The organism is Bradyrhizobium sp. STM 3557 (assembly GCF_045571465.1).
In the GTDB taxonomy this organism is placed as follows: Bacteria; Pseudomonadota; Alphaproteobacteria; order Rhizobiales; family Xanthobacteraceae; genus Bradyrhizobium.
In genome coordinates, this window is the sequence record NZ_CP120697.1 from 7,319,348 (window position 1) to 7,340,976 (window position 21,629).

At 64.7% G+C, this 21,629-nt stretch carries 18 protein-coding genes; 7 read left to right on the forward strand and 11 right to left on the reverse strand.

Features of this window, described 5'->3' with window-relative positions:
• Positions 1–152 precede the first annotated feature (152 nt).
• Complete coding sequence (locus P6U24_RS33875; RefSeq protein WP_407156736.1) at positions 153–1,175, reverse strand: SAM-dependent methyltransferase; 1,023 nt, start codon at positions 1,173–1,175, stop codon at positions 153–155.
• Between the two features lie 301 nt (positions 1,176–1,476).
• Between P6U24_RS33875 and P6U24_RS33880 the strand changes: the two genes are divergently transcribed.
• From P6U24_RS33880 to P6U24_RS33890, 3 genes are all read left to right on the forward strand, one after another.
• The gene (locus P6U24_RS33880; RefSeq protein ID WP_407156737.1) at positions 1,477–2,475 is read left to right on the forward strand and encodes a flagellar motor protein MotA; all 999 of its coding nucleotides are present in this window, start codon (positions 1,477–1,479) and stop codon (positions 2,473–2,475) included.
• Positions 2,476–2,646: 171 nt separating this feature from the next.
• A complete protein-coding gene (locus P6U24_RS33885) occupies positions 2,647–3,675 on the forward strand; it encodes a peptidoglycan -binding protein (RefSeq protein ID WP_407156738.1) in 1,029 nt (342 codons plus the stop codon).
• Positions 3,672–4,121 carry a GNAT family N-acetyltransferase gene (locus tag P6U24_RS33890; protein WP_407156739.1) on the forward strand — a complete coding sequence of 150 codons (450 nt, stop codon included), beginning with the start codon at positions 3,672–3,674 and terminating at the stop codon, positions 4,119–4,121. The genes P6U24_RS33885 and P6U24_RS33890 overlap by 4 nt, the downstream gene beginning before the upstream one ends.
• A 224-nt stretch (positions 4,122–4,345) precedes the next feature.
• On the opposite strand, the gene P6U24_RS33895 is transcribed toward P6U24_RS33890, so the two are convergent.
• On the reverse strand, positions 4,346–4,546 hold the full coding sequence (locus P6U24_RS33895; protein WP_407156740.1) for a hypothetical protein: 201 nt from the start codon (positions 4,544–4,546) through the stop codon (positions 4,346–4,348).
• A 261-nt stretch (positions 4,547–4,807) separates the two neighbouring features.
• A complete protein-coding gene (locus tag P6U24_RS33900; RefSeq protein ID WP_407156741.1) occupies positions 4,808–6,667 on the reverse strand; it encodes an ABC transporter transmembrane domain-containing protein in 1,860 nt (619 codons plus the stop codon).
• 186 nt (positions 6,668–6,853) lie between these two features.
• On the opposite strand from P6U24_RS33900, the gene rpmE reads away from it, so the two are divergent.
• Positions 6,854–7,081 (forward strand): 50S ribosomal protein L31, encoded by a 228-nt coding sequence (gene rpmE, locus P6U24_RS33905; RefSeq protein ID WP_407156742.1) that lies wholly within the window; start codon positions 6,854–6,856, stop codon positions 7,079–7,081.
• Positions 7,082–7,224: 143 nt separating this feature from the next.
• On the opposite strand, the gene P6U24_RS33910 is transcribed toward rpmE, so the two are convergent.
• On the reverse strand, positions 7,225–7,734 hold the full coding sequence (locus P6U24_RS33910) for a DUF1465 family protein (protein ID WP_407156743.1): 510 nt from the start codon (positions 7,732–7,734) through the stop codon (positions 7,225–7,227).
• Positions 7,735–8,123: 389 nt separating this feature from the next.
• Entirely contained in the window at positions 8,124–8,315 is a 192-nt protein-coding gene (locus tag P6U24_RS33915) for a DUF1192 domain-containing protein (RefSeq protein WP_407156744.1), read from the reverse strand.
• Positions 8,316–8,408: 93 nt separating this feature from the next.
• On the opposite strand from P6U24_RS33915, the gene P6U24_RS33920 reads away from it, so the two are divergent.
• From P6U24_RS33920 to P6U24_RS33930, 3 genes are all read left to right on the forward strand, one after another.
• Complete coding sequence (locus tag P6U24_RS33920; RefSeq protein WP_407156745.1) at positions 8,409–9,407, forward strand: NAD(P)H-quinone oxidoreductase; 999 nt, start codon at positions 8,409–8,411, stop codon at positions 9,405–9,407.
• Between the two features lie 158 nt (positions 9,408–9,565).
• On the forward strand, positions 9,566–12,442 hold the full coding sequence (locus tag P6U24_RS33925) for an EAL domain-containing protein (protein ID WP_407156746.1): 2,877 nt from the start codon (positions 9,566–9,568) through the stop codon (positions 12,440–12,442).
• Between the two features lie 460 nt (positions 12,443–12,902).
• Positions 12,903–14,888: a cache domain-containing protein gene (locus P6U24_RS33930; protein ID WP_407156747.1), complete on the forward strand. Its 1,986-nt coding sequence runs from the start codon at positions 12,903–12,905 to the stop codon at positions 14,886–14,888.
• 183 nt (positions 14,889–15,071) lie between these two features.
• Here P6U24_RS33930 and P6U24_RS33935 read toward each other — a convergent pair whose 3' ends face one another.
• The 6 genes from P6U24_RS33935 to P6U24_RS33960 form a co-directional block, all read right to left on the reverse strand.
• On the reverse strand, positions 15,072–16,070 hold the full coding sequence (locus P6U24_RS33935) for an ABC transporter ATP-binding protein (protein ID WP_407156748.1): 999 nt from the start codon (positions 16,068–16,070) through the stop codon (positions 15,072–15,074).
• Positions 16,067–17,068, reverse strand: a complete 1,002-nt coding sequence (locus P6U24_RS33940; protein ID WP_407156749.1) for an ABC transporter ATP-binding protein — start codon at positions 17,066–17,068, stop codon at positions 16,067–16,069. Before P6U24_RS33940 ends, P6U24_RS33935 begins: the two co-directional genes overlap by 4 nt.
• The gene (locus P6U24_RS33945) at positions 17,068–18,009 is read right to left on the reverse strand and encodes an ABC transporter permease (protein ID WP_407156750.1); all 942 of its coding nucleotides are present in this window, start codon (positions 18,007–18,009) and stop codon (positions 17,068–17,070) included. Before P6U24_RS33945 ends, P6U24_RS33940 begins: the two co-directional genes overlap by 1 nt.
• Positions 17,975–18,934 (reverse strand): ABC transporter permease, encoded by a 960-nt coding sequence (locus P6U24_RS33950; protein ID WP_407156751.1) that lies wholly within the window; start codon positions 18,932–18,934, stop codon positions 17,975–17,977. Before P6U24_RS33950 ends, P6U24_RS33945 begins: the two co-directional genes overlap by 35 nt.
• Positions 18,935–18,984: 50 nt before the next feature.
• Positions 18,985–20,778, reverse strand: coding sequence for a peptide ABC transporter substrate-binding protein (locus P6U24_RS33955; RefSeq protein WP_407156752.1), 1,794 nt, complete (start codon positions 20,776–20,778; stop codon positions 18,985–18,987).
• A gap of 229 nt (positions 20,779–21,007) precedes the next feature.
• The gene (locus P6U24_RS33960; RefSeq protein ID WP_407156753.1) at positions 21,008–21,571 is read right to left on the reverse strand and encodes a hypothetical protein; all 564 of its coding nucleotides are present in this window, start codon (positions 21,569–21,571) and stop codon (positions 21,008–21,010) included.
• Between the last annotated feature and the right edge of the window lie 58 nt (positions 21,572–21,629).

Below are 21,629 nucleotides of genomic sequence, written 5' to 3' on the forward strand. Positions count from 1 at the left end.
AGATTATTTCTCTTTTCCAGACTCACCGGAATGTGAGCAGCACGAGATCCAGTACAAGCTCACCGGCTGCGCATGGCTGCGCGAATTCCGCAAAAAGTTCCTGCGACATGAGCGCGCAGGTCCGCGGCATTTGCCGCGCGCGAACGACGCAACTACACCGCCGCCATTCGATACTGACTGACACCCCATTCATTGCCGCCGTCGAAGCCGGACAGGCCCGCGATGGCGAGGAAGAACCAGCGCCAGCGTCGCATCCATAGATGCGTCTCGCCACCATGGATCGGCAACAGGATCGCCTCGATGCGCTCGCGGTGGGCATCGAAGTTCGCGAGCCAGTCCAGCGCAGTGCGCTGATAATGCGTACCGCTCCAGCGCCACTCCTTCTCGATGGCGAGCAGGTCGCCGTATCGGCGGATTAGGCCGTGGCTCGGCATCACGCGGCCGTCGAAGAAATGCTGCGCGATCCAGTCGGCGCGGTCGGAGCGATCGAGCAGATATGCACCGGTACGGTGCGCGAAGACCTGCGCGAAGAACCGTCCCTCGGGCGCGAGCCACGCGCGCACCAGCGTCAGCAGGGCCCGCCAATTCAAGACGTGCTCGAGCGTCTGGACCGAGACGATGCGGTCGAAGCGGGTCGCGGGTGCGAACAGGTCCATGTCCGAGGTGACGACGGACAGATTGGTCAGGCCGCGCGCGGTCGCCTCGTCCTCGATAAAGCGGCGCTGCAAATGCGAGTTGGTGACGGCCGTCACGCGCGCATGCGGAAATTGCCGCGCGATCCACAGGCACAGCGAGCCCCAGCCGCAGCCAAGCTCGAGGATCGACTGGCCGTCCTGCAGATCGGCGTTAGTGACCGTCTGCCGCAGCGCTTCCTCCTCCGCCTCCTGCAAGGTGGAGGCCGGCTCCTTATAGAAGCAGCAGGAATATTTTCGGTTCGGTCCGAGCACCTCTGCGAAGAACGTCGCCGGCAGCTCGGTCTGACGGCTGCGGGCGTCGACAGGCTCGGCGATCGGTCGCGACGCCAGCGCTCGCGCAAAGGCCGCGTCGTTCGCGGCACCGGCGATGGCAAGCCGGGCCGCAGTCCGCGCGCAGAGCTCGTGGATCACGGCACGGATCACGACATCAGGCAGTGGGATGCGCTCCGCGGCACCGATCATGGTCGAGAGGAAGCTCATGGCGGGGCTCCCTCAACATGACGGCAAGAAGACGTTGCTGCGCAGCACGGGCGGTGCCGCACGGCTGCAACAATCGTCAGAGCAGCCGAGGACGAAGTGCAAGGACAGGTGGACGTCATACCAATCCTCTGGCATTCCAATAAGCAAGGGCGCTTGCACGAGCTACACCCTACAGCCAAGACTGGTTTCGCCTCACGGTTCCCGGATGCCCGCCGAAATTAAGCGGCTTGCGGCTTTTTTCCCGCCACCGCTGTGCCATAGTGAGGCTTAAGACGGTTCCCCGTAACGGATGTCATCCCCGATGCCCCAGCCTCCCTCCCACCGCGCTGCGATGGACGTGGAATTGAGCAAGCTGTCCTCGCCCCGGATCTTCCTGATCCGGATGCTGGTGTTCCTGGTGCTGTGCGGACTGGTCGGAGTCGTCCTCTACAAGCAGATCGTCGTAGCCTTTTTCGCCAATCCGGGCCTGAACGCGCTGATCGGCGCGGTGCTGCTGATCGGCACCATCCTGTCCTTCCGGCAGGTGATCCGACTCTATCCCGAGATCTCCTGGGTCAATAATTTCCGCATTGCCGATCCTGGCCTGGCGGTCGCCCGGCACCCGACGCTGCTTGCTCCGATGGCTGCGATGCTCGGCCGCGAGCGCACCGGGCGAATGACGATCTCGCAGCAGACCATGCGGCACCTGCTGGACTCTATCGCCACGCGCCTCGACGAGGCGCGCGACATTTCGCGCTATATGACCGGGCTCCTGGTCTTCCTCGGCCTGCTCGGCACCTTCTGGGGCCTCATCGAGACCGTAGGCTCGGTCGGCAAGGTGATCGACGGGCTCAAGGTCGGCGGTGATGCCGGCGCGTTGTTCGATACGCTGAAGGGGGGCTTGGCCGCCCCGCTCGGCGGCATGGGCATCTCGTTCTCGTCCTCGCTGTTCGGCCTTGCCGGCTCGCTAATTCTCGGCTTCCTCGATCTGCAGTCGAGCCAGGCGCAGAACCGCTTCTATACCGATCTGGAGGACTGGCTCGCCACTACGGTGCGCGAATATGGCAGCGATGGCGTCGGTACGGGCGGCGGCGGCGACCTTGCGGTCGCGATCGAGCGGCTGCGCAGCGCAGTCGAGGAAGGCTCAAGCCGCGGCGCCACCGCGGCGATGGCCAACCTCGCCGAGGCGATCCAGGGCCTGGTGGGGCATATGCGCACCGAGCAGCAGATGATCCGCGAATGGGCCGACGGCCAGGGCGAGCAGAACCGCGAGATCAAGCGGCTGCTCGAACGGCTGGCACGGCAGACGGAGAAGAGTTGAAGTGTAAGCTCGCGACGCGGGCACCGGTGGGCTCCCTCTCCCTTTGGGAGAGGGCTGGGGTGAGGGGTACAGTCCATCGAGAGTTCAGCACCCCCTCACCCGGCGCTTCGCGCCGACCTCTCCCCGCGGGGGAGAGGTGTGCGGAACAAGTCGAAATAGCGGAGACTACTAATGGCCCTTGCCCGTGCCCGCCGCAGTGAATCCGGCATGAACTATTGGCCGGGTTTCGTCGACGCACTGTCGACGCTGGTGCTCTCGGTCATATTCCTGCTCACGGTGTTCCTGGTCGTCCAGTTCTTCCTGTCGCAGGAGGTGACCGGCAAGGACAAGGCGCTGGAGCAGCTCAACGCCAAGATCGCGCAGCTCAACGAGATGCTGTCCTTGGAGAAGCTCGGCAAGCTCTCGCTCGACGACCAGATCGGCCAGCTCCGCGCCGGGCTCGCTTCGGCCGAATCCGAGCGCGACCGCGTCAAGGGCCTCTATGAGGGGCTTGCCAATGCCGGCAGCGATGCCCAAGGCCGAGCCAATGAGCTCAACAAGGCGCTGGAATCCGAGAAAGGAGTCACCAGCCGGGCGCTGGCGCAGATCGAGGTGTTGAACCAGCAGATCAGCGCGCTGCGCCGCCAGCTCGCGGCACTGGAGGATGCGCTCGATGCCTCGGAGAAGCGTGACAAGGAATCGCAGAGCCGGATCGCCGATCTCGGCTCGCGGCTCAACGTCGCGCTGGCACAGCGGGTGCAGGAGTTATCGCGCTACCGCTCTGAATTTTTCGGCCGCCTGCGTGCCATTCTCGGCAACCGTCCCGACATTCGCGTCGTCGGCGACCGCTTCGTGTTCCAGTCGGAGGTGTTTTTCGACACCGGACAGGCGACGCTGCTGCCTGAAGGGCAGAATGAGCTGAACACGGTGGCGCAGGCGCTGATCGATCTCGACAAGCAGATCCCGGCCGAGATCGCTTGGGTGCTGCGCGTCGACGGCCATACCGACGTGCGACCGATCAGCAGCCCGGTGTTCAAGTCGAACTGGGAACTGTCCTCGGCGCGCGCGATCTCGGTGGTGCAGTATCTGATCTCGCTCGGCGTACCGCCGCAGCGCCTGGTCGCGGCCGGCTTCGCCGAATTCCAGCCGCTCGACACCGCCACCAGCGAAGACGCCTACCGGCGCAACCGCCGTATCGAGCTGAAGCTGACGGAGCGGTGACGACGCCCTTTGCCCTACGGCCCTATCGCATCGCGGACGAGGACGCCGCGATCGCGCTATGGCAGCGCACCTGGCAAGAGGCCTATCCGTCGATCGATTTCGCGGCGCGCGTCGATTGGTGGCGGACGCGCTGGCGTGGCGAGCTGGTGCCGAACGCCACTATCATCGTTGCCGAGCAGGACGGCGCGCTCGCAGGCTTCGTCACCATCGACGCCGCGGGGTATCTCGATCAGCTCGTGGTCGGCAGCAAGCACTGGGGCTCGCAGCTCGCAACCGCGCTGGTCGACGCAGCAAAGCAGCGCGCGCCCGATGGCATCACGCTGCTCGTCAACAAGGATAATGACCGCGCCATCCGCTTCTATCTGCGCAACGGCTTCAAGCATGCCGGCGAGGACGTCAATCCGACCTCCGGCCGACCGGTGCTGAAGATGGCGTGGGTGCCATAAGCGCTCAAACCGACGTTGCATGCTGTCGGGACATCCACCGCTGTCGTCCCGGACAACCGAGCGCAGCGAGGGCGATCCGGGACCCATACTCCGCAGCAGGAATGATTGAGAAGAAAGGCGTTGCGAGCACCGCGCAACAACCGCGGCCTGTGGCTATGGGCCCCTGCGTTCGCAGGGGCGACAGCGAGCTTGTTGAAACGCTGCTGATACACGCCCGCGCCGAACTACACGCCGCGGAACAAGACGCCGATGGTCAGCACGACGAAGGCGATGGCGAGTGCGTCGAAGGAATGCGAGGAGGCCAGCAGCGGCACCGATGCATGCGTGTAGTGCGCCAGCATCGCGAATAGCGCGAGCACCAGCGCGATCACGAAGATCACCATTGAGGGGGGCGTAAGGGCAAAACTTCCGCGACGATAGGGCATGGTCGTTCATCCTGGCTGGGCGCCGCAGCCTGCAAGGCCGCGCTGCTGGTTTCGCGCAGGGAACGTACGAATCCCGCTAAAGGTTGCAGGGGTCGTGATGAGAATTCGCAGGGCCCAGCGCTCGAGCGTTTTCAAGCGAAGTGGACACCGGTTCGCGTCAAGAAAACGCGTCAAAACGAAGAGCTAGAGCCCCGTTCCGTTTCAGTCGGAACGGAAAAGGCTCTGGTGTTGCCGAACGTCCACGCTGTTGCGGCGCGGCACCTACACGCCTTCGAATTGCAGCCGGGCCAGCCGCGCATAGAGGCCGTTCGCCGCGACCAGTGAAGCGTGCGTGCCCTGCTCGACGATGCGGCCCTGGTCCATCACCAGGATGCGGTCGCACGACAGCACGGTGGCGAGCCGGTGCGCGATCACCAGCGTGGTGCGGTTGCGCATCAGCCCTTCGAGCGCGGTCTGCACCAGCGTCTCGCTCTCGGCATCGAGCGCCGATGTCGCCTCATCCAGCAGCAAGAGCGGCGCATCGCGCAGGATCGCGCGCGCGATCGCGATGCGCTGGCGCTGGCCACCCGACAGCGTCACTCCGCGCTCGCCGAGCTGAGTCTCGAACCCGTCCGGCAGACGGCGGATGAACTCGGTCGCATGCGCAAGCTCGGCGGCGCGCTCGACCTCGACGTCGGATGCCTCGGGCCGGCCGAAGCGGATGTTCTCCCGCGCAGTGGTTGCGAACACCACCGAGTCCTGCGGCACCAGCGCGATGTTGGCGCGCACGCTGCGCGGGTCGGTAGTCCTGATCGGCACGCCATCGAAGGAGATCGTGCCCGACGCCGGATCGTAGAAGCGCAGCAAGAGATGAAACAGCGTGCTCTTGCCGGCGCCGGAGGGGCCGACGATCGCGACCTTTTCGCCGGCCTTGACCGCGAATGACACGTCGCGGATCGCGGAGACGTCCGGCCGGGTCGGATAGGCGAAGCTGACGCGGTCGAAGTCGATGTCGCCGCGCGCCGGCTCTGGCAGCGCGCGCGGCTTCGTGGGCGCTGCGATCTCCGGCCGCACATTGAGGATCTCGAACAGCCGCTCGGCCGCGCCCGAGGCCGCCGACACCTCGCCCCAGACTTCCGAGAGCTGGCCGAGGCCCGAGGCGGCGAACGCGGCATAGAGCACGAACTGGCCGAGCCGGCCGGCGCTGATCGAGCCGGCGAGCACGTCGTTGGAGCCGATCCAGAGGATCGCGACCACGCTGGAGAAGATGATGAAGATGATGATCGCCGTCAGCACCGCGCGCGCCTGCGTCGAGACCCGCGCCGCCTCATAGGCCTGCTCGACCTCCTTGCCGAACCGCGCGCCGGCGAGCCGCTCGCTGGTGTACGCCTGGACCGTGCGCATCGCGCCGACCAGCTCCGACGCATAGGCCGAAGCATCCGCCAGCGTATCCTGCGCATTGCGCGACAGCCGCCGCACCCAGCGCCCGAACGCCACCAGCGGCAGCACGATCAAGGGAATTGCGAGCAGCACGAAGCCCGACAGTTTGGGACTCGTGATCACCATCATCGCGGTGGCGCCGAAGAACAGCAGTAGATTGCGCAGCGCGATCGAGACCGAGGCGCCGGCCGCCGACTTGATCTGCGTGGTGTCGGCGGTGAGGCGCGAGACCAATTCGCCGCTGCGGGCGGAATCGAAGAAGGATGACGACAGCGACAACAGATGCGCGAACACATCGCGCCTGAGATCGGCGACGATGCGCTCGCCGATGGTCATGACAAGGTAATAGCGCGAGGCGCTGGCGAGCGCGAGCACGGCGACCACCGCGACCATCACGCTGAAATAGCTGTTGATCAGGGCGACGCCTTTCGGCGTGAAGCCGAAATCGATCATCCGCCGCACCGCGACGGGGACAACCAGGGTGGTGATCGCCGCGACCGTCAGCGAGATCAGGGCCAGGATGACGCGTCCGCGATAGCGCGCAACATAGGGCGACAGCGCCAGCAGGGGCCGCAGCTTTGCACCGCGCGCCGGCTTACCCCGCTCGGCCAGCGCCTGGGCGGCGGCGACGGCTTCGATCACCGGATTGGCCTCAGTCCGGGTCTGGTCCTGTCGCTCTTCAAGCCGCTCGACTGCACTCATTAAGGCCACCTGAGATTGGTTCTAAATCCCGACCGACCACATAGGCGTGCCCGGAGGAGCTGGCAATTCCGGAAACATACCAATGGGGTTGGCTTGTTTTGGGCCGGTCCTTGCGTTATAGAGCGCCCCAATTGTCCCCCTTCAGTGACGACAGGAACAGGCGCCCCGCGCCTATATGGATATGCCATGAAGAGCGAGATTCATCCGAATTATCATACGATTACGGTCGTGATGACCGACGGCACCGAGTACCAGACCCGTTCGACCTGGGGCAAGGAGGGCGACAAGCTCAACCTCGACATCGACCCGAAGTCGCATCCGGCCTGGACCGGCGGCACCCAGCAGATCATGGATCGCGGCGGCCGCGTCTCCCGCTTCCAGAAGAAGTTCCAGGGCTTCCTCAAGAAGGATTGATCCCTTCGGTCGGCCGATTCCGCGCTGAGGTTTGCCGCACGCAAAACGCCCCCGGAAACGGGGGCGTTTTTGTTGTGCCGCATCCAACTGGAGGACCAAGCCTGGGCGGCTCGGCCAGCGGCCGAGCCGGCGCCCTGCTCGCCTTATTGCTCGAAGGCGGCCTTGAGGCGGTTGAGTTGCGGCACCAGCGGGTTGCCGATCGTGGCCTGATCCGGTGAGGCGTGCATGGTGCTGTCGAGGCGGCGCACCCGCGCTTGCAGACTCATCGAGCGGGTGATCAGGTCCTGGAGCTGCTGCGGCAGCTTCTCGATCAGATCGGCCGGGCCGGGATCGGCGGCCGACAGCTTGACCTTGGTCTTCTCGCGGTTGGCCTGACTCAGGGTCATCTCGCCCTCCTTGACCGCGCGGTGCAGCAGCAGCCAGGAGGCGAGCTGCATCAGGCGGGTGGTCAGGCGCATGCTCTCGGTCGCGTAGGTCAGGCCGACGGCGCGATCGAGCGCCTTGGCCTCGGTCCGGCCGACACCGTCAAGATAGGCGGCGGTCTCCTCGACCAAGTCCATGCCCTCTCGAAACAGCGTGCCGAAGGCGGCGGAATTGGTGAGACGCTCATTGAACTGGACAAGTGCGCCATCGCCCAGCAAACGGTCCGACATGGTTAACGCCTCTTACGCGACTGTTACGGATCCGGCTTAAACGTCGCCGGTATGATGAACAAATCATTGCGCGGGAGCCTTCAGGAGTCCAGCAGCAAGACCTTTTATGGTTTCTGAGAGATGGGGTGCGTGTCATTTGTACCGCGCACACGCTTCGCGCTACACCGGATGTCCACGGGGGCACAAAAAAAGAGCCGCCCATGAAGGGCGGCTTTTAAAGTTGATAACAGGGAGGCGTCAAACAGAGTGGACAGGAGCCACTCGGTGTCCAAACGAGGACAGCGCCGGTTATAAAGGCGAAAGCTTAACCGACCGTAAACGCGCGAATTTTTTTAAGCTTCGTTAGCCATGTCGGCCATTGGCCGAGCATTCCCGTTAACGATACCGGCTTACGACTTGAAAATGCTGTTGGCCGCGTCGCGCGAGGCGCGCTTCTTCGCAACTGCGGCCTCGAGCCGGTCGATCTCGCCGCGCAGCAGCGCGATCCGCGCGGTCAGCTCCTCGAGCGACAGCATCGACAGGTCTTGTCCGATCTCATGCGCCACGGCTTGCCGCGGCCGGTCCTCGTCCTCGCTCGCCATCGTGATGAACTCCTTCACCCCCGCGGTTGCAAGCCGCGAGTTGGCTGGCTAAGCAGCTTGCCAGCCCCGCCCGCGTTTCCGGAAGGACAAATCATGGAAAAGCTGCCCGCGCAAATGACCGTGGTCGGTATCAGCAAGCCCGGCGGCCCCGAGGTGCTGATTCCCGAGACCAGGCCCGTGCCCGTGCCCGGTCCCGGCGAGATCCTGATCAAGGTGGAGGCGGCCGGCGTCAACCGGCCCGACGTGGCGCAGCGCTCCGGCTCCTATCCGCCGCCCCCCGGCGCCAGCGATTTGCCGGGCCTCGAGGTCGCGGGCGAGGTGGTTGCCTTGGGCGAGGGCGCCACGCGGCACAAGCTTGGCGACAGGGTGATGTCCCTGGTCGCTGGCGGCGGCTATGCGCAATATTGCATCGCCCAGGACGCGCAGGCGATGACCGTGCCCCCCGCTCTGTCGATGCTGGAAGCCGGCGCGATGCCGGAAACGCTGATGACCGTCTGGCACAATGTGTTCGAGCGCGGCGGCCTCAAGAGCGGCGAGACCCTGCTGATCCACGGCGGTTCCTCCGGGATCGGCACCATGGCGATCCAGCTCGCCAAGGCGTTCGGCGCGAACGTGCTGGTCACGGTCGGCAGCCAGGACAAGGCCGATGCCTGCCTCAAGCTCGGCGCCGACCACGCCATCAACTACAGAAGCGAGGATTTCGTCGAGAAGACCAAGGCGGCGACCGGCGGCCAGGGCGCCAACGTCATCCTCGACATGGTGGGCGGCAGCTACATCGAAAAGAACTTCGATGCCGCAGCGATCGACGGCCGCATCGTCCAGATCGCCTTCCTCGGCGGACCAAAGGCCACCGTTAATTTCACCAAGCTGATGGTCAAGCGACTGACCCATACCGGCTCGACGCTGCGCCCGCGCAGCAATGCCGACAAAGCGGCGATGGTGGCGGCGATCGAAGCCAAGGTGATGCCATTCATCCGCGACGGTCGCATCAAGCCGCTGATGGATTCGAGCTTCCCGCTGGAAAAAGCCGCGCAGGCCCATGCCCGCATGGAGACCAGCGAACATATTGGCAAAATTGTGTTGAAGATCTAGCAGGTCATCGAACCGGAAAGTGGCACGAAACCCTTTGATTTTCCTCACTTTCGTGGCAATGATCGCGCAACCTGTTCGCAGCGGCGCAGGCCCTTTCCGGGCGCGGCCATCTGTTTGACCTTTCGCTGTGGTGTGGCGTCGAACGCGGAGATTTGACATTGCGTCTGATCAGGTGCCTCGCGTCGCTTGCGCTGGGCCTCATGATGTCCGTTGCCGCAGCGCCGGCGCATGCGGTCGACGCTGTCAGCGTCCGCGGCGATGCGCCTGCGATCGACCTCACCGGGATCCTCGAGCATCAGCACAGCGACGGCGACCGCATCCAGGTCTCCACCGCGCCCGGCAATGACGGCATCGTCCGCCGCATCGAGGTGCGCGGCCGCGAGGGCGGCCAGAACTGGATCGTGTTCGCGCTCGCCAACAACACCGATGACCAGCTCGATCGCCTGATCGTCGCGCCGCATTACCGCGTGGTCGGCTCCGGCGTGTTCTGGCCCGATCTCGGCCTGTCGCGGATCGCCACCATCACGCCCTCGATCGGCGACCTGCCGGAGCGGCAGGAAAGCCCGACCGCCGATGTGTTCCGCGTCACCCTCGACCCGGGCTCGGTCGTCACCTTCGTCGCCGAGCTGCGCACCGACAAGCTGCCGCAGCTCTATCTGTGGGAGCCGGAGGCCTACAAGGACAAGGTCAACTCGTTCACGCTGTACCAGGGCATCGTGATCGGCATCTCCGGCCTCCTCGCCCTCGTGCTCACCATCCTGTTCGTGGTCAAGGGCAGCATCATGTTCCCAGCCGCCGCGGCGCTGGCCTGGGCGGTGCTGGTCTATATCGGCGTGGATTTCGGCTTCTGGGGCAAAGTGCTGGACATGTCGAACAACGCCGAGCGCGTCTGGCGTGCCGGCGGTGAGGCGATTCTGGCAGCGACGCTTCTGGTATTCCTGTTCGCCTATCTGAATTTGTCGCGCTGGCATGTGCGCTATTCCCACATCACCCTGGGCTGGCTGTTCTTCTTGGGGTCCTTGGTCGCGGTCGCCTTGTTTGATCCTGCGGTGGCCTCGGGCGTCGCGCGCATGTCGCTGCTTCTCATCGCGGTGCTCGGCTTTGCGCTGATCGTCTATCTTTCCTCGCACGGCTTCGACCGCGCGGTGCTGTTGATCCCGACCTGGTTCCTGCTGGTGGTCTGGGTCGTCGCCGCCGGAATGACCGTAGCGGGTTCGGTCACCAACGACATCGTCGGCCCGGCGCTGCTCGGCGGTCTCGTGCTGATCGTGATGCTGATCGGCTTCACGGTCATGCAGCACGCCTTTGCCGGCGGCGGCGCCACCACCGGCATCGTCTCCGACGTCGAGCGTCGGGCGCTGGCGCTCACGGGCTCGGGCGACCTGATCTGGGATTGGGACGTCTCGGCCGACAAGGTGTTCACCAGCCCCGAGACCGAGCATCTGCTGGGCCTGAAACGTGGCGCGCTGGAAGGGCCGGCGGCGAAATGGCTCGAGGTGCTGCATCCGCTGGACCAGGACCGCTTCCGCGCCGCGCTCGACAGCGTGCTCGACCAGCGCCGCGGCCGCCTGGTGCAGGACTTCCGCCTGCGCACGCCGGACGGTCACTTCATGTGGTTCGCGCTGAAGGCGCGGCCCGTGGTCGGCTCCGATGGCGAGGTCTCGCGCGTGGTCGGCACGCTCACCGACGTGACGGAATTCAAGAACGCCGAGGAGCGCATGCTCCATGATTCCGTACACGACAACCTGACCGGCCTGCCGAACCGCAAGCTGTTCATCGACCGTCTCGCCGCAGTGGCCAATTTCGCGAGGTCGATGCCGAACCTGCGGCCGACCTTGATGGTGATCGATCTCGACCGCTTCAAGCAGGTCAACGATTCCGTCGGTATCGCGGTTGGCGATTCCATCCTGCTCACCCTCGCCCGCCGATTGAGCCGCATCCTCAAGCCGCAGGATACGCTGGCGCGGCTGGCCGGCGACCAGTTCGGGCTGATTCTGTTGTCCGAGCAGGACCCGGCGCGCATCACCGCTTTTGCCGAGACCATCCGCAAGACGATCCGCGCGCCGATCGCTTTCAACGAGCGCGAGATCTTCCTGACCGCCTCGATCGGGCTCGCGCTGTCCGATCCGCAAGTGCAGCTCTCGGAGGACATCATCAAGGATGCCGAGCTTGCGATGTATCATTCCAAGCGGATCGGCGGCGACCGCATCGACGTCTATAAGCCGGCGATGCGCGCGCGCAAGAACGACCGCCTGACGCTGGAGTCGGAGCTCCGACGCTCCATCGAGCGGCAGGAGATCACCATCCTTTATCAGCCGATCGTGCGGCTGGAGGACCGTTCGGTCGCGGGCTTCGAAGCCTTGGCCCGCTGGGATCACCCGAAGCTCGGACGAATGTCGCCGATCGAGTTCATCACCATTGCCGAGGAGATCGGGCTCATCGTCGATCTCGGCACCTTCGTGCTCGACCAGACCGCGCGGCAGCTTTCGATCTGGCAGCGCGCGATGCGCTCGCGCGAGCCGATCTTCGCCAGCGTCAACGTCTCGTCGCGGCAGCTCTTGCGCCACGACCTGATCCACGACATCCGCTCGGTGCTGGCGCGCTCTTCCGTTGCGCGCGGCTCGCTGAAGCTGGAGCTGACGGAATCGCTCGTGATGGAGAATCCCGAGCACGCCGCGCAGATGCTGGGGCGCATCCGCGAGCTCGGCGTCGGCCTGTCGATCGACGATTTCGGCACGGGCCATTCGTCGCTCGCCTATCTGCAGCGCTTCCCGTTCGACACCTTGAAGATCGATCAGTCCTTCGTCCGCACCACCACGCGCGGCACCCGCCCTGTCATCCTGAAATCGATCATCGCGCTCGCCCATGATCTCGGCATGGACGTGGTCGCCGAGGGCGCCGAGACGGATTCGGACGCGGTCGAGCTCTATCAGCTCGGCTGCGAATACGCGCAAGGCTTCGCCTTCGGCGAGCCGATGGACGCCGACGCCGCGATGCGGCTGCTCACGGAGGAGCGGCTGGAGGCGGCGAGCTGAGTGGATGGCCGCGTCTGTAGCCTGCATGAGCGCAGCGACATGCAGGACCCGCCGCACCCGGATATCGCTGCGCTCATCCGGGCTACAAGACTGCTCGCGTTTGACCAACGCGATCGCGACACAGTTGGTGTCGTCCCGGCCTTGCGCCGGGACCCATAACCACCGGCCGCTGTTGTTGCACGAGCTGGTAGCTCCGACCTTCTCACCTCGATAGTCCTGTGAGTATGGGTCCCGGGTCGGCGCGTGCTTTGCACGCTTGCCCGGGACGACAGCTCATATGTTGCAGCAGTCTTCATGAGAGGAGAGCGCCCGTACGACCTACGGCATCACGCAGCCGCGCGGCATGAAATTACCGCCGACGTTGCCAAGATCCTGCATCTGCGCATCGCGCTTAACGCGGCGTCAACGCGCAACTCATTAGAACTGTCCGAAATTACAACCTGATCTTCCGGATATTGGCATGGCCCGACCGCGTTTCTCTCTCGCCCTCCGAATCTACGCCATCATCGGGCTGAGCTTCTGCGGCCTGATCGGGCTTGCCGTGATGCAGACGCAGAGCCTGGCTACTGCGCTGACGGAGCAACGGCAGAACGAGCTCAGTCACCTGGTGCAGGCCGCCGTCAGCATCGCGAAGGAGGAATATGAATCGATCGCGCGCGACAAGGTCGCGCCCGAGCTTGCACAGAAAAAGGCGGCCGAGCGGATCGGCAAGCTGCGCTACGGCAACGGCGACTATTTCTGGATCAACGATCTCACGCCGAAAATGGTGATGCATCCGGTCAAGCCTGAGCTGAACGGCCAGAACCTCTCCGACAACAAGGACCCGACCGGCAAGCGGCTGTTCATCGAGATGGTCGACATCGTGAAGCGCCAGGGCGGCGGCGTCGTCGAATATCAATGGCCGAAGCCCGGCAAGGAGGCGCCGCAGCCGAAGCTGTCCTATGTCGCGGGCTTCGAGCCCTGGGGCTGGGTGATCGGCACCGGTGTCTATGTCGACGACCTGCAGGCGCAGCTCTGGGACAGCAAGCGCGGCGTCATGATCTCGGCGCTCGTGATCGTCATCGTGCTCGGCGCCGTCACGCTGCTGATCGCGCGCCAAATGTCGGCGGCGCTGGCCGCCATGAGCAATGCGCTCAACCAGCTCGGCACCGGCCGGTTCGACATCGCCCTGCCCGGTCTGACGCGCAGCGACGAACTCGGCGACATGGCGCGTTCGATCGAGCAGTTCAAGCGCAAGACCGAGGACAAGGTCCACAATGCAGCGGCGCTGGAGGATGACCAGCGGCAGCTGGCCGAGCGCATCAAGAGCGAGGCGCTGCAGGAGATGACCGATGCGGTCGAACGTGAAGCGAGCAGCGTCGTCGACGAGGTCGCGCGTGGAACCGGCATCATGGCCGAGAGCGCGAAATCGATGACCGACAGCACGCTGGCGCTGGAGCAGAATTCGAGCAGCGTCGCTGCCGCCGCCGAACAGGCGCTCGCCAACACGCAGATGGTGGCAAAGGCATCCGCCCAGCTCGCGGCCTCGATTTCCGAGATCTCCGCCAGCGTCAGCGCCTCGCGCGAGCTGACCCGCAAGGCCGTTGCGGCGTCATCGGAGGCGCAGTCGACGATTGCCAAGCTGTCCGATGCCGCCGACAAGGTCGGCGCGGTCACCAGCCTGATCAGCGAGATCGCCGGGCAGACCAACCTCTTGGCGCTGAACGCCACCATCGAGGCGGCACGGGCGGGCGAGGCCGGCCGCGGCTTTGCGGTCGTCGCCGCCGAGGTCAAGACGCTGGCCGAGCAGACCGCGAAGGCGACCAGCGAAATCTCGCAGCAGATCGCCGAGATCCAGACATCGACGCGCGCCTCGGTCGATTCGATCGGCGCCATCGGCGAGGTGATCAGCAATGTCGAATCCGTCTCGACCAGCATTGCGGACGCGATCGAGGCCCAGAACAACATGACCCGGGAGATCTCGCGCACGGTGGAGGAGACCTCGCTGGCGGCGCGCGAGGTGGCGACGCAGATCGCCTCGGTCTCCCGCGAAGCCGGCGAAGCCGGGCGGCGTTCGACGGACATCCGCGATGGTTCGATCGATGTTGCCCGCAAGATGCAGGACCTGCGCACGACGCTGGTTGGCGTGGTCCGGACCTCGACATCCGACGTCGCGCGGCGGCTGTCGTCGCGGCTCAACATCAACCGGCCGGGCACGCTCATGGTGAATGGCCAGCAGGTGCCGGTCACGGTGCGCAACCTCGCGCTCGGCGGCGCGCTGATCGAGGCCGTGCAGGTGACGCTGGCCGTGAACGCCAAGGTCAGCCTCGCCGTCAATGGGCTGACCGCGGACCTGCCAGGATCGGTGATGCGGGCGAGCGATCAGAGCGCGCTGCTGCAGTTCGCGCTCGACGGCGAGCAGAAAACGCAGCTGACGAACGTCCTCGCCGATCGCCGCGCGGCGTGAGGCGGGCTGGGACACGACTTCCATTCTGCCCGTCATTGCGAGCGAAGCGAAGCAATCCAGAGTCGCGCAAAGATTCTGGATCGCTTCGTCGCCGGAGCCTGTCATCGGACTCGCCGAAGGCGAGGCCCGGTGGGCTCCTCGCAATGACGCCCGCGAGCCACTCCACTGCGGCTGACGCGGCCCTTACCTGAAATGGCACGCCACCAGATGGCCGGGGGCGCTTTCCTTCAGCTTCGGCACCTCGCGGCTGCAGATCTCCTGCGCGAGCGGACAGCGGGTGCGGAAATGGCAGCCCGACGGCGGGTTGATCGGGCTCGGCACCTCGCCCTTCAGGCGGATACGCTTGCGCTTCACGCTGGGATCAGGGATCGGCACCGCCGATAGCAGCGCCTCGGTATAAGGATGCTTCGGCGCGGCATAGAGCAGGCGTGAGGGCGCGGTCTCGACGATGCGGCCGAGATACATCACCGCGACGCGGCGGCTGATGTGCTCGACGACCGAGAGATCATGCGCGACGAACAGATAAGCGATGCCGAATTTCTGCTGCAGGTCCTCCAGCAGGTTGATCACCTGCGCCTGGATCGAGACGTCGAGCGCGGACACCGGCTCGTCGCAGATGATCAGCTTCGGTTCGACCGCGAGCGCGCGCGCAATGCCGATACGCTGGCGCTGGCCGCCGGAGAATTCGTGCGGATAGCGGCTGACATGAGCGGCCTGCAGGCCGACCGTCTCGAGCAGATAGACGATGCGCTCCTCATATTGCGCGCGTGTCTTGGCCAGCCCGTGAATGGTGAGCGCCTCGCCGATGATGGCGCCGACCGTCATGCGCGGATTGAGCGACGCGTAGGGGTCCTGGAAAATGATCTGGATGTCGCGGCGCAGCCGGCGGAGGTTTTCGCCAGACAGCGACAGCACGTCCTTGCCTTCGAACTTGACCTCGCCCGAGCTCGGCTCGATCAGGCGCAGCACGCAGCGGCCGGTGGTCGACTTGCCGCAGCCGGATTCGCCGACGAGGCCGAAGGTCTCGGCGGCATCGATGTGGAAATCGACGCCGTCGACCGCCTTGACGCTGCCGATCTGGCGCTTGAGGAAGCCGCCGCGGATCGGAAACGCCTTGGTGAGATCGCGGACGCTGAGCAGCGGCGCAGGCGCGGCGGACGGGGTTTCGGCAACGATGTTCATTGCAGCAAGGTCTCTTCGGCGCGGATGCAGGCCACCTTGTGGCCCGGCTCGATCTCGCGCAATTCAGGCTGGGCGCGCCGGCATTCGGGAAGCGCGAATTTGCAGCGCGAGGCGAACCGGCAACCCTCCGGCGGATTGATCAGCTTGGGCACGGTGCCGGCGATGCTCTCCAGCCGCGTCTTCTTCACCGCATCGAGATCGATGCGCGGGATGGAGCGGATCAGGCCCTGCGTATAGGGATGGCGCGGATTGGCAAACAGGCGATCCACCGGCGCCTCCTCCGCCACGCGGCCGGCATACATCACGACGACGCGCTGCGCGACCTCGGCGACCACACCCATTGCATGGGTGATCAGCATGATCGACATGCCGAGCCGCTCCTTCATGTCGAGCAGGAGATCGAGGATCTGCGCCTGGATGGTGACGTCGAGCGCGGTGGTCGGCTCGTCGGCAATCAGGAGCTTGGGATTGCAGGACAGCGCCATGGCGATCATCACGCGCTGACGCTGGCCGCCGGAGAAGTGATGCGGATAATCGTGCACGCGGCGTTGCGGGTTCGGAAGCTGCACCAAGGCCAGCATCTCGATGGCGCGCTCCAGTGCGGCGCGTTTGGAGAGGCCCTGATGCAGCCGGATCACCTCCGTGATCTGGTCGCCGATCGTGTAGACCGGGTTGAGCGAGGTCATCGGCTCCTGAAACACGATCGCGATCTCGCTGGCGCGGATCTGGTTCATCTCGTCCATGCGCAGCGGCACGAGATCGCGCCCCTGCCACAGGATCTGGCCGCCGACGATGCGCCCCGGCGGCATCGCGATCAGCTTCAGCACCGACAGCGCGGTGACGGTCTTGCCGGAGCCGGATTCGCCGACCACACACAGGGTCTCGCCGCGGCCGATCGAGATGTCGACGCCGTCGACCGCCTGCACCTTGCCTTCGTCGCTGTCGAAATAGGTCTTCAGCCCCTTGATCTCGAGCAGCGGTGCAACTCGCGCGTCCATCACATCACCTTCCGCGGATCGAGCGCATCGCGCAGGCCGTCACCGATGAAGTTGATGGCGATGACGGTGAGGAAGATGGCGCCGCCGGCAAACAGCGCCCAGTGCGGCGCGATGTCGAGATAGTCCTTGGCGTCGTAGAGCAGCCGACCCCAGGTCGGAATGTCCGGAGGAAAGCCGAGGCCGAGAAACGACAAGGTCGATTCCGCGATGATTGCCGCCGCAACATCGATGGTGCCGGCGACGATCACGGGCCCGAGCGCGTTGGGCAGGATGTGCCGCACGACCAGGCGCAGCTTGGAGGCGCCGAGCGCCCGCGCCGCCTCGACGAACTCCTTCTCGCGCAGCGACAGGAACTGCGCGCGCACCAGCCGCGCCACAGGCATCCAGCGGAAGCCGCCGATGACGAGCACGATCAGGATGAAGGTGCCGCCCTCGGGGCCGACCCAGGCCTTGAGGGCGTCGCGGAACAGATAGATCACGAGCAGCAGCAGCGGCAGTTGCGGCAGGGACAGGAACAAATCTGTCAGCCACATCAGCGCCGCATCGACCGGCCCCTTGGAGGCGCCGGCAATGGAGCCGATCACGGTGCCCGCGAACAGGCCGACCGCCATCGCCGCGAAGCCGACGGCGAGCGAGATACGCCCACCATAGATCATGCGCGAGAGCAGGTCCTGGCCGAGATCGTCGGTGCCGAACGGATGGTCCCAGGACGGCGGCGACAGCCGCGCGGTGAAATCGATCTCGTTGATCGGCACCGGCCAGAGCCAGGGGCCGACCAGGATCGCGAGCGCAAGCAGGCCCAGGATGACAACGCTGATCGCCGCCATGCGGTGGCGGATGAAACGACGCAGCGCGTCGCGGCCCGGCGAGAAGCGCCGCTTGCGGGGCGCTGCGATGGCGAGCGCTTCAACTGAAGGAGATACGTGGGTCAAGCCAGCCATACAGGATATCGGCAATCAGATTGAAGAGGATAACCAGACAGGCGAACACGAAGGTCACCGCCATGATCACGGGGGTGTCATTGGCAAGGATCGCGCTGATCAAGAGCGAACCGATGCCGGGAATGCGGAAGATCTGCTCGGTGACGATGGCGCCGCCGAACACGGTCGGCATCTGCAGCGCCACCAGCGTCACCACAGGGATCAGCGCGTTGCGCACCACGTGCTTGACGATGACCTTACGCTCATCGAGCCCCTTGGAGCGCGCAGTGGTGACGTAGTCGAGCTTGATGACGTCGAGAACGGCGGAGCGGACATAGCGGGTATAAGACGCGGCCTGGTACAGGCCGAGCACCGCGACCGGCATGATCGCTTGCCTGATGCTCTCCCAGTACCACTGCCAACCGGTCGCGCTGATGTCCGCGCGGTAGACGAACGGCAGCCAGCCGAGATTGATGCTGAAGATCAGGATCAGCAGCAAGCCGGTGAAGAAGGTCGGCAGCGAGAATCCGATGAAGGCGACCGTATTGGCGATCTGGTCGAAGATCGAATAGGGCCGCATCGCGGCCAGCACCCCGATCGGCAGCGCCACCATCAGAGCCAGCACCTGCGCTGTGCCGACGACGTAGAGCGTCGCCGGAATCCGCTGCAGGATCAGCGTGTCGACGTTGACGCGGCTGGCAAAGGAAAAGCCCCAGTCGCCGTGCAACATGGCGACCAGCCAGTGCAGGTAGCGCACCAGGATCGGGTCATCCATCCCGAACTTGACGCGCAGCGCCTCGCGCACCTCGGGCGGCACGTTCGGGTTGCTGGCAAGCTCGCCGAACGGATCGCCGGGCGCGAGTGCCAAGAGCACGAACAGGATCAGGCTGATGCCGAGCAGGCTCGGCACAGCAACGGCGAGGCGTCTGAGAAGATAGTTTCCCATCGCTGCGGCCCTACAATCTCGATGTGGTCATGTGAAAGGCGCTGGGCCCGTCAGGTCTCACGATAGACGCTTGCGATGAAGGCAAGATCGTTGTCCCAGCCGCTCTTATAGAGCGACACCCCTTTCTTCACACCGATCGCGTTCAGGCGATTGATCTCCGGCAGGATATAATTGTCACGAACCACAAGATCATTGAGCTTGATGAACATCGCCGCGCGCTTGACCGGATCGAGTTCGCTCTGGGCCTGACGATAGGTCTCATCATAATCCTTATTCTGCCAGCGGCAGATGTTGCGTCCCTGCCATTTGTTCTCCTTGCTCGCGCATTCCCACGACACGAACTGATTCATGAAGAACTGCGGATCGGCCTGCGGCATGGTGGTCTGGTACATCTGCATGTCGCAGTAGAAATGCGGATAAGTATCCGGATTGGCCGCATCCGAGGAGAAGAACACCGAAGCCACCACCGATTTCAGTTCGACCTCGATGCCGGCCTTCTGGCAGGCTTGCTTGATGATGGCCTGGTTCTTCTGTCGCGGCGAATTGATCGAGGTCTGAAATACGAATTTGAGCTGCTTGCCATCCTTCTCGCGGATGCCGCTCGAGCCCTTCTTCCAACCGGCCGCCTCGAGGATCTGATTGGCCTTGTCGATATTGAACTCGAAGCTGTTGTTTGGTGAACGGAAACGCGCAGGATTGTTGAGGAAGTTCGCCGTCGCGATGCCGGCGCGGCCGTAGATGAATTTCTGCACCGAGGCGCGGTCGATCAGCAGGTTGAGCGCCCTGCGCACTTCGGGATCTGAGAACAGCGGATGCTTGGTCTTGAGGCTGGACCGCTCGCCGTCGACCTCGACATTCGGATCGGTGACATTGAGCCCGATATATTCGATGTTGCCGGTGAGCGTCAGCTCCGTCCTGCCCTGGCCGCCGGCCTCCAGCTTGAGCAGGATCTCATCCTCCACCTGCAGATTGTAGGCGTAGTCATATTCACCGGTCTGCAGCACTGCGCGAGCGGCAGAGACCGCGTCGCCGCCGCCCTTGATTTCCACCGTGTCGAAATACGGCATGTTCGGCTGGTGATAGTCCGGAAAGCGCTTGCCGGTCACAGTGTCGCCAGGCTTGAAATCGACGAACATGTAGGGACCGGTGCCGACCGGCTTCAGGTTCGCCGGCGCGTCGCGCGACTTGCCGCCGGTGTAGTCCGCGAACTGGTGCTTCGGAATGATCAAGCCATAGGAGGCGACGAAGGCGTCGGCCCAGAACGGCGTCGGCTGGGTAAAAACCAGCTTCACCGTGTAGTCGTCAACTTTTTCGGCAGACTTGACACCCTTGTAGCTGCCGATCGAGACCGCAGCCGTATCCGGATTGATCGCATATTCCCAATTGAAGATAACGTCGTCGGCGGTGAACGGCTTGCCGTCGTGCCATTTGACGCCCTGCTTGAGCTTCCAGATGACCGTCAGGCCGTCCTCCGCAAGACCGCCATTCTCCTTGCTCGGAATCTCGGCGGCGAGGATCGGAACCAGATTGCCTTCCTTGTCCCAGCCGGCGAGCGGCTCGTAGAACAGGCGGCAGGCTTCCTGGTCCTTGGTGCCGATGGCGAAATGCGGATTGAGCAATGTCGGCGCCTGCCACAGCAGCAGTTTGAGCGGACCTCCGCCGCCGGCCTTGGTCGGCTTGTACTGAATCGGCTCAGCCGCGACTGCGACACCGGAATAGGAGAGCATCGCGCTGGCCATCGGCGCCGTGAGCCCGACGGCGATCATCTTCTGCACAAATTCGCGGCGTGACAGGCGCCCCGCTTTGACATCCGCGATCTGATTTCGAAGGTCCCGCTCGTTCATTCCATCGGCTCCAAGGGTGATGCTGCATACCAAATCGGCAGCCCCCATGCGATCGCCTGGAGGTGCACGAAATTGGATCAGCCTTCAGAGCGACTGTCAAAGCAGAATCCGGGCCAACTTTGGGCGGAGACGACAGATCAATCGTTCGCGCTTGCGAAGAGCACAGTGCCTGACCCGACCGCCCAGCGCGACCGGCGACCCGGCGAGGTCGCAACAGGAAGTCGCGCAATCAGACCGTGCGGCGAAGCCGAGCTGAATTGAGCAGCCGGACGATCTCGCAAGTCGCGACCAGACCAATCATCCAAGCCGTGCTGGTGAGGCCAATCCGCGCGACAACCGCGACGGTGAAGCTCGCGGCACCACCAAGCACAGGCGTCGCGGCAAGCAGGACCAGCTCATACGAGGCGTAGGCGCAGACCATCGCCAGGGTGAGCGCGGGTGGCGCAGACCGGCGCGACGAGACGCGCAGCACGGCGGACGCTGCAAGTGTCGCGGAAGCCGCAGCGACGCCGATCACCAGGCCCCACAACATCGTGGTGGCGTCGGTCGGATAATGAAGCACGCCGAAGCCGATGCCCTGATTGACCAGCCATGCCGCCACGACAACCGGCAACGCCTGTCGCAGCGGCAGCTGTGCGGCCGCGATCACGGCGAACGCAGCGAATGGCGTGGCACAGGCGAATACGAGACTCGCAAGCGTGCTCGCCGCGCTCAGCAGCGCGAAACAGAACAGCGGTGCGTGCCGCCGGGCGACCGGCGCAAGGCGCGGCATCGCGTGCGCATCGAAAGCCATCAGGTGATCTCCTTTTCCTGACTCTACCATCCCGTCCCGCTCAGGACAGAAAGATCAT

Excerpts from the sequence above, each read along its gene's own strand:
- P6U24_RS33915 (WP_407156744.1), bottom strand. The coding sequence starts at position 8,315 with ATGGCGAGCGAGGACGAGGACCGGCCGCGGCAAGCCGTGGCGCATGAG.
- P6U24_RS33885 (WP_407156738.1), top strand. The coding sequence starts at position 2,647 with ATGGCCCTTGCCCGTGCCCGCCGCAGTGAATCCGGCATGAACTATTGG.
- P6U24_RS33895 (WP_407156740.1), bottom strand. The coding sequence starts at position 4,546 with ATGCCCTATCGTCGCGGAAGTTTTGCCCTTACGCCCCCCTCAATGGTG.
- P6U24_RS33940 (WP_407156749.1), bottom strand. The coding sequence starts at position 17,068 with ATGGACGCGCGAGTTGCACCGCTGCTCGAGATCAAGGGGCTGAAGACC.
- P6U24_RS33875 (WP_407156736.1), bottom strand. The coding sequence starts at position 1,175 with ATGAGCTTCCTCTCGACCATGATCGGTGCCGCGGAGCGCATCCCACTG.
- P6U24_RS33935 (WP_407156748.1), bottom strand. The coding sequence starts at position 16,070 with ATGAACATCGTTGCCGAAACCCCGTCCGCCGCGCCTGCGCCGCTGCTC.
- P6U24_RS33945 (WP_407156750.1), bottom strand. The coding sequence starts at position 18,009 with ATGGCTGGCTTGACCCACGTATCTCCTTCAGTTGAAGCGCTCGCCATC.
- P6U24_RS33930 (WP_407156747.1), top strand. The coding sequence starts at position 12,903 with ATGGCCCGACCGCGTTTCTCTCTCGCCCTCCGAATCTACGCCATCATC.
- P6U24_RS33955 (WP_407156752.1), bottom strand. The coding sequence starts at position 20,778 with ATGAACGAGCGGGACCTTCGAAATCAGATCGCGGATGTCAAAGCGGGG.
- P6U24_RS33880 (WP_407156737.1), top strand. The coding sequence starts at position 1,477 with ATGCCCCAGCCTCCCTCCCACCGCGCTGCGATGGACGTGGAATTGAGC.
- P6U24_RS33900 (WP_407156741.1), bottom strand. The coding sequence starts at position 6,667 with ATGAGTGCAGTCGAGCGGCTTGAAGAGCGACAGGACCAGACCCGGACT.
- P6U24_RS33950 (WP_407156751.1), bottom strand. The coding sequence starts at position 18,934 with ATGGGAAACTATCTTCTCAGACGCCTCGCCGTTGCTGTGCCGAGCCTG.
- P6U24_RS33920 (WP_407156745.1), top strand. The coding sequence starts at position 8,409 with ATGGAAAAGCTGCCCGCGCAAATGACCGTGGTCGGTATCAGCAAGCCC.
- P6U24_RS33960 (WP_407156753.1), bottom strand. The coding sequence starts at position 21,571 with ATGGCTTTCGATGCGCACGCGATGCCGCGCCTTGCGCCGGTCGCCCGG.
- P6U24_RS33910 (WP_407156743.1), bottom strand. The coding sequence starts at position 7,734 with ATGTCGGACCGTTTGCTGGGCGATGGCGCACTTGTCCAGTTCAATGAG.
- rpmE (WP_407156742.1), top strand. The coding sequence starts at position 6,854 with ATGAAGAGCGAGATTCATCCGAATTATCATACGATTACGGTCGTGATG.